Origin of the sequence: Comamonas kerstersii (assembly GCF_002056725.1) — a bacterium.
Classification (GTDB): Bacteria; Pseudomonadota; Gammaproteobacteria; order Burkholderiales; family Burkholderiaceae_C; genus Comamonas; species Comamonas kerstersii.
Genome location: NZ_CP020121.1, coordinates 784,553 through 796,854, shown reverse-complemented (window position 1 = coordinate 796,854; position 12,302 = coordinate 784,553). Strand labels below are relative to the sequence as shown.

Sequence of the window (12,302 nt, the reverse complement as noted above, 5' to 3'; positions counted from 1 at the left end):
CAACACCACGCTGATTATTCATGGCGACATTCAAAGACATCCAACTGCTTCGTACCACTTACCTGCGTGGCCCCAGCGTATGGACTTACCGTCCAGTGCTTGAGGTGTGGTTGGACCTGGGCGAGCTGGAGGACTACCCCTCCAACAAGATCGACGGCTTTACGGAGCGCCTGACAGCCTGGCTGCCTGGGCTGGTGGAGCATCACTGTGGCGTGGGCCACCGTGGCGGCTTTATTGAGCGCCTGCAGGAAGGCACGTGGTGCGGCCATGTGATGGAGCACACCATCATTGAGCTGCTGAACATGGCGGGCATGCCTGCTGAGTTTGGTCAGACCCGCAGTGTCTCGCAGCGTGGTGTGTACCGCATGGTCTTCCGCTGCCCTGAAGAGTCGGTAGCCCATGTGGCGCTGAATCAGGGCCATGCCCTGATCATGGCAGCCATCAACAACCAGCCCTTTGATGTGCAGGCGGCGGTCGAAGCCATCAAGGCAGAAATCGAAAACCGCTACCTGGGGCCCAGCACGGCCAGCATCGTCAATGCCGCCGCTGTGCGCCGCATTCCTTTTATTCGCCTGAATGATGGCAATCTGGTGCAGTTGGGCTATGGCGCAGCACAGCGCCGCGTCTGGAGTACAGAGACCGACAAGACCAGCGCCATCGGCTTTGGCATTGCCGAAGACAAGGACCTGAGCAAACAGCTGCTCAAGGCCTGTGGCGTGCCTGTGCCTGAGTGGGAGCTGGTCAAGTCTGCAGACGATGCCTGGGAAGAAGCCGACTACATGGGCCTGCCCGTGACTGTGAAGCCCTACAACTCCAACAAGGGTGAGGGCGTCAGCGTCAATCTGACCTCTGAGGCCGAAGTGCGCGCCGCCTATGACGAGGCGCGCAAGCTCACCCGCTATGTGATGGTGGAGCGCTTTGTGCCTGGCCATGTGCACCGCCTGCTGGTCGTGGGTGGCAAGGTGGTGGCGGCTTCGCGCGGTGAATACCCCAATGGTCAGCACGACCCGCGCGCCAAGGTGGTGACGGTGGACTGCACAGACGATGTCCACCCTGAGGTGGCTTATATGGCTGCCCTGTCTGCCAAGGTGGTGGGGCTGGATATTGCTGGTGTGGACCTGGTGTGCCAGGACATCTCCAAGCCGCTGGAAGCCCAGGGTGGCGCCATTCTGGAGGTCAATGGCGGCCCTGGTTTGCTGATGCACCTCAAGCCCAGCGTGGGTGTGGCGCGCCCTGTGGGGCAGGCCATTGTGGAGCACCTGTTCCCTTCTGAGGACGGCGACAGCGAAGGCCTGGCAGCCCGCATTCCTGTGGTGGGCATTGCCGGAACACGCCACAACGCCTTTATCGCACGCCTGGTGGGCTGGCTGCTGCAGCTGAGTGGCAAGCGCACGGGCGTGGCCAGCAGCGAAGGCACCTTCCTGGAAGGTCGTCTGACCCAGAAGGGTGACAACACCAACTGGCATGCAGCCCACCGCCTGCTGGTCAACCGCCTGGCGGAAGCTGCGGTGATCCAGACCTCGGCCCGCTCGATTCTGGAAGAAGGTCTGGCCTATGACCGCTGCCAGGTGGGCGTGGTGACCGATATGGATGGCTACGAAGCGCTGGCAAACCACGATATCCATGAAGCCGAACAGATGACCCGCGTGCTGCGCACCCAGATCGATGTGGTGCTGACACGTGGCGCAGGTGTGCTCAATGCCGATGATGCACAGACCGCCGATCTGGCCCGCCTGTGTGATGGCCAGGTGCTGTTCTACAGCCTGGATGCCAGCAACGCCACCGTGGCCGCACACCGCGAAGCCGGTGGTCGTGCCGTGCTGCTCAAGGGCGAGGAGGTGGTGCTGGTGCAGGACAGCACCGAGCGTGTGCTGGGCACACTGACTGCGCTGCGCCCCGTCAATGGCTTTGAGCCTGACCATGCCGCACTGCTGGCGGCTGTGGCTACCGCCTGGGCGCTGGACATTACGCCGGAGCTGATTGCTGCTGGCATCAAAACTTTTGACTATCAAGCGGCTTGATGCTTGTATAAACATAGCTGCTAGCGCTTGATACATCTACGTTAGAAGCCAATTTGACTCATAACTTGGCGGAAAGACAGACCATGGAAATTTCTCGCACCCGTGCCTTGCGTGGCCCCAACCTCTGGAGCCGCAACACTGCCATCGAATGCATCGTGCACTGCACGCCGCAAGAGCACGACTTCACGCAAATTGCCGGTTTTGAAGACAAGGTGCGTGCGCGTTTCCCTGCCATCGGCAGCCTGCAGGGGCAGGGCATGGACAACACCTTGTCCATGGCCCATGTACTGGAAGCTGCTGCACTGGCCATGCAGGCACAGGCTGGCTGCCCTGTCACCTTCAGCCGTACCCACGCAACCGTTGAGGCAGGCACTTTCCAGGTGGTGGTGGAGTATTCGGAAGAAGCCGTGGGCAAGCGTGCCATGGAGCTGTCTGAAGCGCTGATCAACGCGGCCCTGAACGACACCGAGTTTGATGTCAAGGCTGCCATTGCCGAGTTGCGCGAGCTGGACGAAGAAGAGCGCATGGGCCCATCGACGGCTTCGCTGGCCAATGCAGCCAAGGCGCGTGGTATTCCCTTCCGTCGATTGACGGCAGGCAGCCTGGTGCAACTGGGCTGGGGCTCCAAGGCCCGCAAATTCCAGGCCGCAGAGGTGGACCAGACCAGCTCCGTGGCGGAAACCATTGCCCAGGACAAGGACCTGACCAAGCGCCTGCTGCATGCAGCAGGCGTGCCTGTGCCCATGGGCCGCCCCGTCAAGGATGTGGAAGATGCCTGGAAAGTGGCGCAAGAAGTGGGCTTCCCGGTGGTGGTCAAGCCCCAGGACGGCAACCAGGGCAAGGGTGTGACGGTGAACATCACCACACGCGAGCAGCTGGAGCGTGCCTATGCCACGGCCATGGAGTTTGGAACGGTGGTCATGGTGGAGCGCTTTTTGCCCGGCCATGACTTCCGCCTGCTGGTGGTTGGCAACAAGCTGGTGGCTGCCGCCCGCCGCGATCCTCCCCAGGTGCTGGGCGATGGTGAGCACACCATCCGCGAGCTGGTGGACATCGTCAACCAGGACCCACGCCGCGGCTCTGGCCACGGTACGGCGCTGACCAAGATTCGTCTGGATGACATCGCCATTGCACGCATTGCCGGTGAAGGCCTGACGCCTGACTCCATTCCCGCACAGGGCCAGCGCGTGGTGCTGCGCAACAACGCCAATCTGTCTACCGGCGGCAGCGCCACCGATGTGACCGATGACGTGCACCCTGATATTGCCGCCCGCGCCGTGGAAGCAGCTGCCTGCGTGGGCCTGCACATCTGCGGCGTAGACGTGGTGTGCGAGACCATGCTCAAGCCGCTGGAAGAACAGAATGGCGGCATTGTGGAAGTGAATGCTGCCCCCGGTCTGCGCATGCACCTGGCACCCTCATTCGGCAAGCCCCGCAATGTGGGAACCCCCATGGTGGACCTGCTGTTTGGCCCCGGTGAAGACGGTCGCATTCCCGTAGTCGCCGTGACCGGCACCAACGGCAAGACCACCACCACACGCCTGATTGCGCACATCTTTGCCTCGCAAGGTCTGCGCGTGGGCATGACCAATACCGATGGCGTCTATGTGAATGGCCGTCAGATTGACAGCGGCGACTGCTCCGGCCCCAAGAGTGCACGCAATGTGCTGGCCCACCCCGAGGTGGATGCCGCCATTCTGGAGTGCGCGCGTGGCGGCATCTTGCGTGAAGGTCTGGGCTTTGACCGCTGCCAGGTGGCCGTGGTCACCAATGTGGGCGAAGGCGACCACCTGGGCCTGAACTACATCACCACCGTGGAAGACGTGATGGTCTTGAAGCGCGTCATCGTGCAGAACGTGGCCCCCAACGGCTATGCCGTGCTCAATGCCATGGACCCCCATGTGGCCCCCATGGCCAATGTTTGCCAGGGCAAGGTGATCTACTTTGGCGCAGAGCGCTTCCACCCCGTCATGGCCACGCACCGTGCACAGGGCAACCGTGTGGTGTATGTCGATGATGGCCACATCGTCTGCGCGGAAGGTGCATTCAAGGAAAGCATTGCACTGGCAGACATTCCGCTGACCCGCAACGGCACGATTGGCTTCCAGGTCGATAACGCCATGGCATCGATTGGTGCTGCCTGGGCGGCCGATCTGCCCTGGGACACCATCCGTCGAGGCTTGGCGTCCTTCCACAACGACAGTGCCAACGCGCCCGGCCGCTTCAATGTGATGGACTACCGTGGTGCCACCATCGTGGCCGACTATGGCCACAACCCTGATGCCATCCGTGCTCTGACGCAGGCCGTCTCCACCATGCCTGCGAACCGCCGCAGCGTGGTGATCAGCGGTGCTGGTGACCGTCGTGACCAGGACATCATTGAGCAAACCCGCATTCTGGGCGCTGCGTTTGATGATGTGATCCTCTACCAGGATGCCTGCCAGCGTGGCCGTGAAGATGGCGAAGTACTGGCCCTGCTGCGCAAGGGACTGGAGGGTGCAACGCGCACCAGCTACACCACGGAAATCCACGGCGAATTCATCGCCATTGACCATGCATTGAGCCGCCTGCAACCTGGTGATCTGTGCCTGGTACTGGTGGACCAGGTGGAGGAATCGCTGGAGCACCTGCGCAAGCATGTGCAAGCGGCCTCCAAGGCTTAAGTCCAGACCTTGCTGTCATGCTAGCGAGGGCTCCGGTGACGGAGCCCTTTTTTTGTCTCTCTACGCCGAACTCGCTTGCCGCGAAAATCGCTGCATGGAAATTTTCAAAACCATCGCCCTGTTTGTTGCCACCGCACTGGCTGAAATCGTGGGCTGTTATCTGCCCTACCTGTGGCTCAAGCAAGACAAATCGGCCTGGCTGCTGCTGCCAGCCGCTGCCAGTCTGGCGCTGTTTGCGTGGTTGCTCACCCTGCACCCGACAGCTTCCGGCCGGGTGTATGCCGCCTATGGTGGGGTGTACATCAGCGTGGCCATGGTGTGGCTGCTGGTGGTGGACAAGGTGCGCCCTTCCATGACCGACTGGATTGGCGTAACAGTGAGTTTGCTGGGCATGGCCATCATCATCTTGGGTACGCGCAGTAACCCCTGAAAAACACTTTTCAAGCTGTCTGAACGGCAGCGCTTTGCTGCTTTTTGTTCCAGCGCACGCCGCACCACACGCTGATGGCAGCCAACAAGGCCAGACCCGCGCCTACGCTGCAGGCGCCTTGCCAGCCTGCCAGATTCCATGCCCAGACACCCAGCGCAGAACCTGCGGATGCACCTGCAAAGTAGCCCGTCATATAGACGGCATTCATGCGGCTGCGGGCCTCTGGCAGCAGGCTGGCCACACTGGACTGGTTGGTCACATTGATGGCCTGCAGGCCCAGGTCCATCACCAATACCCCGGCCACAAACCACCACACGCTGCTCTGCCCCTGCCACAGCAGCCACCACGACAGCAGCAAAGTCACAGCCCCCAGGCGCAGCAAGGCATTGCCTTTGCCCTTGTCAGCCCAGCTGCCTGCCATATTGGCAATCAAGGCGCCGGTCACTCCTGCCAGCCCCACCAGACCAATCTGTGCATCGCTCAAATGCAAGGGGGCGCTGGAGAGCACCAGTGCCATGGTGGCAAACATCACGCTCACAGAGGCGAACGCCAGTGCGCTGGCGGTCGTGCGCAGGCGCAGCGCAGGCTGGGTACGTAGCAGCTGCCCCATGGATCTGAGCACCTGCGTGTACGGCATGGGCTGTGGATGGCGTGAGGTGGGCAGGGCGCGGCGCAGCCACAGCGCCATCAGCACCATGGCCACGGCAGTGACCTGGTAGACCAGGCTCCAGCCGCCAATGGCAGACAGACCTCCTGCCACGCTGCGCGAAAGCAAAATGCCCACCAGCAAGCCGCTGAGCACCAGCCCCACATTGCGCCCGGCATGCCCCGGCGCTGCCAGCGCAGCTGCCATGGGCACCAGCACCTGAGCAGCCACAGAGAACAGGCCTGCTATGAGTGTGCCCGCCATGAACATGGCAAAGCTCTGGCTCCATCCCACCAGTGCGTGTCCAGCTGCAGCCAGCAGCATCAGCACCACAGCCATGCGGCGGCGCTCGAACTTGTCGCCCAGCGGGGTGATGAACAGCAGGCCCACGGCATAGGCCACCTGGGCCACGGTGACAGACAGGCCTGCTGCGGCATCGTCCACATCAAAGTGCAGGGCAATGGAGTGCAGCAGGGCCTGGTTGAAATAATTGCCGCCAGCGCACAGACCACAGGCCAGCGCCATCAATAGCAGAGCAGGCGCAGCCAGTACGGTGGGCTGTGCCTTGGGAGTAGGTGAGGGCATGAGAATGGAAACCACCGTCAAAGTGGCGCAAGCGGCAGGAGCCACTGGGCATGCGGGCTGGGTGGTGCAGCATCAGGGCATGCAGCCATGAAAAAGCAGGGAGTAATTGTCAGTCTGTCGCCCGGAGCCTGCAGCAGTTGTTTACAAAGCAGGCAGGCTTGGTGGCACATCTGCCTGCAGCCATGCACGCCAGATACACGTATGCTTGTGCGCATGAAAGTACGCACACTCTGGCTGACCAGCGCCGCTTTGCTGCTGGGCTGCGGCTATGCCACCGCAGGATCTGAAACCATTGGCTCGGTCGATACCGTGTTCAAGTGGATTGGCCCGGACCACAAGATCGTGGTCGATGCCTATGACGACCCCAAGGTTGCAGGCGTGACCTGCTATGTCTCGCGTGCCAAGACGGGAGGCGTCAAGGGAGCGCTGGGACTGGCCGAGGACAAGTCGGAAGCTTCCATCAGCTGCCAGGCCACGGGCGCCATCAGCTTTGCGGGGCCTATCAAGCAGCAGGAAGAAGTGTTTACCGAGCGTACCTCACTGCTTTTCAAGCGACTGCGCGTGGTGCGCATGGTGGACAGCAGCCGCAATACGCTGGTGTATCTGACGTATTCAGACCGCGTGATTGAAGGTTCACCCCAGAACAGTGTGGCGGCGGTTCCCGTGCCGCGCAGCACGCCGATTCCTCTGAAGTAAACGCAGAAAAAACAAAAGGCCGCTTGCGCGACCTTTTGTTGTGTAGTGCATCCACCGAAGCCTTGCAGGCTTCGGTCAGCAGCCAGGCAATTACATGCCCATGCCGCCCATGCCACCCATACCGCCCATGCCACCCATGTCAGGTGCAGCAGCTTCAGCCTTAGGAGCTTCAGCAATCATGCACTCGGTGGTCAGCAGCAGGGAAGCTACGGAAGCAGCGTTCTGCAGGGCTGTACGAGTCACCTTGGTGGGGTCCAGGATACCCATTTCCAGCATGTCGCCGTAGGTGTCGTTGGAAGCGTTGAAACCGTAGTTGCCAGAGCCGTTCAGCACAGCGTTCACCACCACGGATGGCTCGCCACCAGCGTTGGCCACGATTTCGCGCAGAGGAGCTTCCACAGCCTTCAGCACCAGCTTGATACCGGCGTCCTGGTCAACGTTGTCACCCTTGAGCTTATCGCCCACAGCTTGCTTGGCGCGCAGCAGAGCCACACCGCCACCAGCCACGATACCTTCTTCCACGGCAGCGCGGGTAGCATGCAGCGCGTCTTCCACGCGTGCCTTCTTTTCCTTCATTTCGACTTCGGTAGCAGCGCCCACCTTGATCACGGCAACACCGCCGGCCAGCTTGGCCACGCGCTCTTGCAGCTTTTCGCGGTCGTAGTCGGAAGTGGCTTCTTCGATCTGGATGCGGATTTGCTTGACGCGGGCTTCGATTTCTTCGGCCTTGCCAGCACCGTCGATGATGGTGGTGTTTTCCTTGCCGATTTCCACGCGAGCAGCCTGGCCCAGGTCTTCCAGCGTTACCTTGTCCAGTGTCAGGCCCACTTCTTCAGCGATGACCTTACCGCCAGTCAGGATAGCGATGTCTTCCAGCATGGCCTTGCGACGATCGCCAAAGCCAGGTGCCTTCACAGCCACAACCTTCAGCACGCCACGGATGGTGTTCACCACCAGGGTAGCCAGAGCTTCGCCTTCCACGTCTTCTGCAATGATCAGCAGAGGACGGCCAGCCTTGGCCACTTGCTCCAGGGTAGGCAGCAGGTCACGGATGTTGCTGATCTTCTTGTCGAACAGCAGCACGAAGGGGTTGTCCAGAATTGCAGCTTGCTTTTCGGGATTGTTGATGAAGTAGGGCGACAGGTAGCCGCGGTCAAACTGCATGCCTTCCACGACATCCAGTTCGTTGGCCAGGCTCTTGCCTTCTTCCACGGTGATCACGCCTTCCTTGCCGACTTTGTCCATGGCCTGGGCGATGATTTCACCCACGTCGGAGTCGGAGTTGGCGGAGATCGTACCCACCTGGGCGATTTCCTTGGAAGTGGTTGTAGCCTTGGACTGGGCCTTCAGTTGCTCCACCAGGGCAGCCACAGCCTTGTCGATACCACGCTTCAGGTCCATGGGGTTCAGACCAGCGGCCACGTACTTGGAGCCTTCGCGCACGATGGCCTGGGCCAGCACGGTAGCGGTGGTGGTACCGTCACCAGCGATGTCGTTGGTCTTGGAAGCCACTTCCTTGACCAGCTGAGCACCCATGTTCTGCAGCTTGTCCTTCAGTTCCACTTCCTTGGCCACGGATACACCGTCCTTGGTCACGGTGGGGGCGCCGAAGGAGCGCTCCAGCACCACGTTACGGCCCTTGGGACCCAGAGTTACCTTCACGGCGTTGGCCAGAATGTTCACGCCTTCAACCATGCGGGCGCGTGCTTCGCCGCCGAATACTACGTCTTTAGCTGCCATTTCAAATCTCCGAATTCAGTTCAAAAAGTGGGATGGGTGAAAAGTCTTGATTTACTTTTCGACGACGGCAAACAGGTCGTCTTCCTTCATCACCAGCAGTTCTTCGCCATCGACCTTCACGGTCTGGCCAGAGTACTTGCCGAACAGCACGCGGTCGCCAACCTTCACGTTCAGAGCAATGTGCTCGCCCTTGTCGTTGCGCTTGCCGGGGCCAACAGCCAACACTTCGCCCTGGTCAGGCTTTTCAGCAGCGTTGTCAGGGATATAGATGCCCGAAGCTGTCTTTGTTTCGTTCTCAAGGCGCTTGACGATCACGCGGTCGTGCAAAGGACGCAGATTCATAACATCTCCTAGATATCAATCAACAAGGTGAAACCAAGGCCACCCTGCCTGTGCAGAATGGCTGTAAATGCTGCGAGCTCAGGTGCTGTTAGCACTCAAGCCCGTCGAGTGCTAATAATAAGGTAAAAATTTTTGCTTTCAAGAGGTGGGTGCTCTCGGAATTTTGTAAACCCTGGGTGAACCTGTGAAAAAGGCTCCCGAAGGAGCCCTGTGCCAAGCCGTCTTGCAGGATCAGCATCCAGCGGTGTGGTCTTGGTTTTTGAATATGTGAGTGATTACTTTTTGGTGCACTGCGCCGCCAGGTTCTGCAGGGCGTCGCCGGTCATGCGGTAGCGAATCCACTCGGACTGGGGCTTGGCGCCCAGGCTGTCATAGAACTCGATGGACGGGGTGTTCCAGTCCAGTACGCTCCACTCAAAGCGGCCGCAGTCATTGTCTACCGCGATTTTGGCCAGGTGGCTCAGCAGCGCCTTGCCTGCGCCCTTGCCGCGGTGCTCGGGCGAGACGTACAGATCTTCCAGATACAGGCCCAGGCGGCCCTGCCAGGTGGAGTAGTTGAAGAAGTACACGGCAAAGCCCACGGGCGTGTCGCCATCCAGGCAGATCAGGCCAAAGACCTTGGGGTTGTCGCAAAACAGCGTGCGATGCACATGGGCGGGTGTGGCCAGCACTTCGTGCTCGGCTTTTTCGTAGATGGCCAGCTCGCGCACAAAGTGCAGGATCAGGTCGGTATCTTCGATCGTGGCGGGGCGGATGGTCAGGGCAGACATGGCAATCTCAGGCAAGGGGTGGGTCAGGGCAACGCAGGCTCAGGGCCAGCGCCAAAACGTGCAAAGCAGCGGCGCAGCACGTGGAAATGGTCTTCAAACATCTGGCTTTCCATGGCAGCCAGTTCGCTCACCGGTACCCAGCGGGCCGCAGCCGCATCGTCACCGCCTTGCACGGCGGGCAGGGTATCTCCGGGCAGGTGAAAGACAAACACATGGGTGATGGTGCGCCCGCGCAGGCTGCGGTCCGGGTGGTCAAACACTTTGCAGCCCTGCAAGGCGGCCTGCATGTCAGCGGCAGCCAGTGGCAGGCCGGTTTCTTCGTCAAGCTCGCGCAGGCAGGACTGCCACAGCGTATCGCGGGGCTCCACAAAGCCGCCGGGCAGCGCCCACAGGCCTTTGCCGGGTGCATGGCCGCGCTGGATCAGCAGCACATGGCCATTACAAACCAGCAGGCCATCGACGGTGACAAACACCGGCGGGTAGGGCGCACTGGCCCAGGCAGACTTGTAACCAGCAATCATGCGCCATTCGGCACGCATGGCAGCGTAGTCGGGCGTGGTTTGCCACTGGCGCAGCCACTGTGCCGTGGAAGCGGGTAGCAGCGGGGCGAGTTGTTCCCACATCTGGTCGTGCGGCAGGTCCTGCAGGTTCCAGTAGATCTCTCGCGTGGGTGTGCCGTCAAACGCGCCCTGGCGGGGCAGGCTCAGCAGCTCCCAGTCCGGAAAGCGTGCCAGATAGCTGCTGGTGGCGTCCTTGAAATGGCCCACAAGCGCAATGCGTGCACCGGCGGGGACTTCTGTGTGCACGGCTGCAATCACGGCCTGCACCCAGCGCGGCTCGTCATAGTAGTCCCGCACGGGCACGCAGCGCACGCGGGCAGCATCCGCAGCGGGCAGGCTGCCAAGGATCAGGGTCTTGCGCTCCGGCCAGGTGAAGGGGTTCTTGGGGCTGCGCGCCTGGTAGGCGCTGCCCAGCACGACGACCACTTGCGCTGCGGCCTGCAGAGCCTGCTGCAGCAGCGCCAGATGGCCCAGGTGGAAGGGCTGAAAGCGCCCGATCAGCACTGCAGTGTGAGGAACAGAAGAACTATGCATCTTTTAAAAAGAATAGCTGCTAGCGCTTGTAAATAAATGTTTTCAAATAGTTTTGTATTTGAAATTCAGGTAAATCAAGCGCTGGCAGCTATGGTTTTATTGGTCTTGGTCCGGCTCGGCAATCTGAAACACCTGGCGCAGATAGGCCAGATAGGTTTCATCTTCGCACATGGTTTTGCCGGGTGTGTCCGAGATCTTGGCCACGGGCTGGTCGTTGGCGCGCACCAGTTTCATGACGATGTTCAGCGGCGTCAGCCCCACATCGTTGGTCAGATTGGTGCCAATGCCAAAGCCCAGCTGGATATGGGGCGCAAAGTGGCGCCACAGTGCCAGGGCACGCTCCAGATTCAGGCCGTCTGAGAACACCAGCCGTTTGGTGTGCGGGTTGATGCGCAGCTTGCGGTAGTGGGCAATGGCCTGCTCGCCCCAGGCAAAAGGGTCGCCCGAGTCGTGGCGCAGGCCGTCGAACAGTTTCGCAAAGTACAGGTCAAAGTCTTCGAGGAAGGCGCGCATGCCGACGGTGTCGGTGAGTGCAATACCCAGGTCGCCCCGGTATTCCTGCACCCAGTCTTCGAGCGCGGCTTTCTGAAAGTCGCGCAGGCGCACGCCCTGAGACTGAAAGCTTTGCATGTACTCATGGGCCATGGTGCCAATGGGCACGATGTCCAGCTCCTTGGCCAGCAGCACGCTGGACGTTCCCTTGAACCACTGTGGCACTTCGCACGTCATGGTGGCGACGACTTCGCGGTGCCAGGCTTCAGAAAAGCGGCGGCGCAGGCCAAAGTCGGACAGCTCAAACGGGTGGGCCAGTACGGGCTCGTCCTTGACGGCACGCAGGCGCTCCATCTTGGCCTGCAGGCGTCGGCGGCCTTCAGGGAGGGTGTCCGCGGTCTGCAGGCGGCGGAAGTACAGCTCGTTGACGATGGCCAGCACATGGATTTCAAAGCCCATGACATGCACCTGGGGGCCGTGGGCTTCAATGCTCAGGCCGCCTTCGGGCGTGGCTGCAACCCGAACAAAGTCGCGCTGGAACTGGAACAGGCGCAGAAAGTCAACGAAATCGCTCTTGATGTAGCGCAGGCTGCTGAGGTAGTCGAGCTCGTCCTTGCTAAAGCGCAGGCTGCACAGGTGGTCCAGCTCGGCATTGACTTCGGCCTCCAGCTCCGCCAGCGGGTAGGCCGTGGCATTGCGGCAGGCAAAGCGGTACTCCGCCAGCGTGGTGGGGTGGCGGTGCAGCATGGCCTGCCACATGGTGAATTTGTAGAGATCGGTATCGAGCAGGCTGCGAATGATGGGCATGGGGCAGTCGTCCAGC

General features: G+C 60.9%; 10 protein-coding genes. 4 read left to right on the top strand and 6 right to left on the bottom strand.

Going from position 1 to position 12,302, the window contains the following annotated elements:
• Positions 1 to 20 precede the first annotated feature (20 nt).
• The 3 genes from B5M06_RS03745 to B5M06_RS03735 all read left to right on the top strand — a co-directional run bounded on the left by B5M06_RS03745 (position 21) and on the right by B5M06_RS03735 (position 5,114).
• Positions 21 to 2,021 carry a cyanophycin synthetase family protein gene (locus tag B5M06_RS03745; protein ID WP_054065173.1) on the top strand — a complete coding sequence of 667 codons (2,001 nt, stop codon included), beginning with the start codon at positions 21 to 23 and terminating at the stop codon, positions 2,019 to 2,021.
• A gap of 83 nt (positions 2,022 to 2,104) precedes the next feature.
• On the top strand, positions 2,105 to 4,684 hold the full coding sequence (cphA, locus tag B5M06_RS03740; protein WP_054065174.1) for a cyanophycin synthetase: 2,580 nt from the start codon (positions 2,105 to 2,107) through the stop codon (positions 4,682 to 4,684).
• Between the two features lie 94 nt (positions 4,685 to 4,778).
• Complete coding sequence (locus B5M06_RS03735; protein WP_054065175.1) at positions 4,779 to 5,114, top strand: YnfA family protein; 336 nt, start codon at positions 4,779 to 4,781, stop codon at positions 5,112 to 5,114.
• 10 nt (positions 5,115 to 5,124) lie between these two features.
• Here B5M06_RS03735 and B5M06_RS03730 read toward each other — a convergent pair whose 3' ends face one another.
• The gene (locus tag B5M06_RS03730) at positions 5,125 to 6,345 is read right to left on the bottom strand and encodes an MFS transporter (protein WP_054065176.1); all 1,221 of its coding nucleotides are present in this window, start codon (positions 6,343 to 6,345) and stop codon (positions 5,125 to 5,127) included.
• A 213-nt stretch (positions 6,346 to 6,558) separates the two neighbouring features.
• Here B5M06_RS03730 and B5M06_RS03725 point away from each other — a divergent pair, with 213 nt between their 5' ends.
• Positions 6,559 to 7,041 carry a CreA family protein gene (locus B5M06_RS03725; protein WP_054065177.1) on the top strand — a complete coding sequence of 161 codons (483 nt, stop codon included), beginning with the start codon at positions 6,559 to 6,561 and terminating at the stop codon, positions 7,039 to 7,041.
• 90 nt (positions 7,042 to 7,131) lie between these two features.
• Here the strand turns inward: B5M06_RS03725 and groL are convergent, their stop codons facing one another.
• The 5 genes from groL to pncB form a co-directional block, all read right to left on the bottom strand.
• Entirely contained in the window at positions 7,132 to 8,781 is a 1,650-nt protein-coding gene (gene groL, locus B5M06_RS03720; RefSeq protein WP_054065178.1) for a chaperonin GroEL, read from the bottom strand.
• Between the two features lie 51 nt (positions 8,782 to 8,832).
• Positions 8,833 to 9,123 (bottom strand): co-chaperone GroES, encoded by a 291-nt coding sequence (gene groES / locus B5M06_RS03715; RefSeq protein ID WP_054065179.1) that lies wholly within the window; start codon positions 9,121 to 9,123, stop codon positions 8,833 to 8,835.
• A gap of 275 nt (positions 9,124 to 9,398) precedes the next feature.
• A complete protein-coding gene (locus B5M06_RS03710) occupies positions 9,399 to 9,893 on the bottom strand; it encodes a GNAT family N-acetyltransferase (protein ID WP_054065211.1) in 495 nt (164 codons plus the stop codon).
• Between the two features lie 23 nt (positions 9,894 to 9,916).
• A complete protein-coding gene (locus tag B5M06_RS03705) occupies positions 9,917 to 10,987 on the bottom strand; it encodes a bifunctional nicotinamide-nucleotide adenylyltransferase/Nudix hydroxylase (RefSeq protein ID WP_054065180.1) in 1,071 nt (356 codons plus the stop codon).
• 96 nt (positions 10,988 to 11,083) lie between these two features.
• Positions 11,084 to 12,286 (bottom strand): nicotinate phosphoribosyltransferase, encoded by a 1,203-nt coding sequence (gene pncB, locus B5M06_RS03700; protein WP_054065212.1) that lies wholly within the window; start codon positions 12,284 to 12,286, stop codon positions 11,084 to 11,086.
• Positions 12,287 to 12,302: the final 16 nt, after the last annotated feature.

Bases quoted from the DNA above. Each gene is read 5' to 3' on its own strand.
- B5M06_RS03745 (WP_054065173.1), top strand. From the start codon at position 21: ATGGCGACATTCAAAGACATCCAACTGCTTCGTACCACTTACCTGCGT.
- pncB (WP_054065212.1), bottom strand. From the start codon at position 12,286: ATGCCCATCATTCGCAGCCTGCTCGATACCGATCTCTACAAATTCACC.
- groL (WP_054065178.1), bottom strand. From the start codon at position 8,781: ATGGCAGCTAAAGACGTAGTATTCGGCGGCGAAGCACGCGCCCGCATG.
- B5M06_RS03735 (WP_054065175.1), top strand. From the start codon at position 4,779: ATGGAAATTTTCAAAACCATCGCCCTGTTTGTTGCCACCGCACTGGCT.
- B5M06_RS03705 (WP_054065180.1), bottom strand. From the start codon at position 10,987: ATGCATAGTTCTTCTGTTCCTCACACTGCAGTGCTGATCGGGCGCTTT.
- B5M06_RS03710 (WP_054065211.1), bottom strand. From the start codon at position 9,893: ATGTCTGCCCTGACCATCCGCCCCGCCACGATCGAAGATACCGACCTG.
- B5M06_RS03725 (WP_054065177.1), top strand. From the start codon at position 6,559: ATGAAAGTACGCACACTCTGGCTGACCAGCGCCGCTTTGCTGCTGGGC.
- groES (WP_054065179.1), bottom strand. From the start codon at position 9,123: ATGAATCTGCGTCCTTTGCACGACCGCGTGATCGTCAAGCGCCTTGAG.
- B5M06_RS03730 (WP_054065176.1), bottom strand. From the start codon at position 6,345: ATGCCCTCACCTACTCCCAAGGCACAGCCCACCGTACTGGCTGCGCCT.
- cphA (WP_054065174.1), top strand. From the start codon at position 2,105: ATGGAAATTTCTCGCACCCGTGCCTTGCGTGGCCCCAACCTCTGGAGC.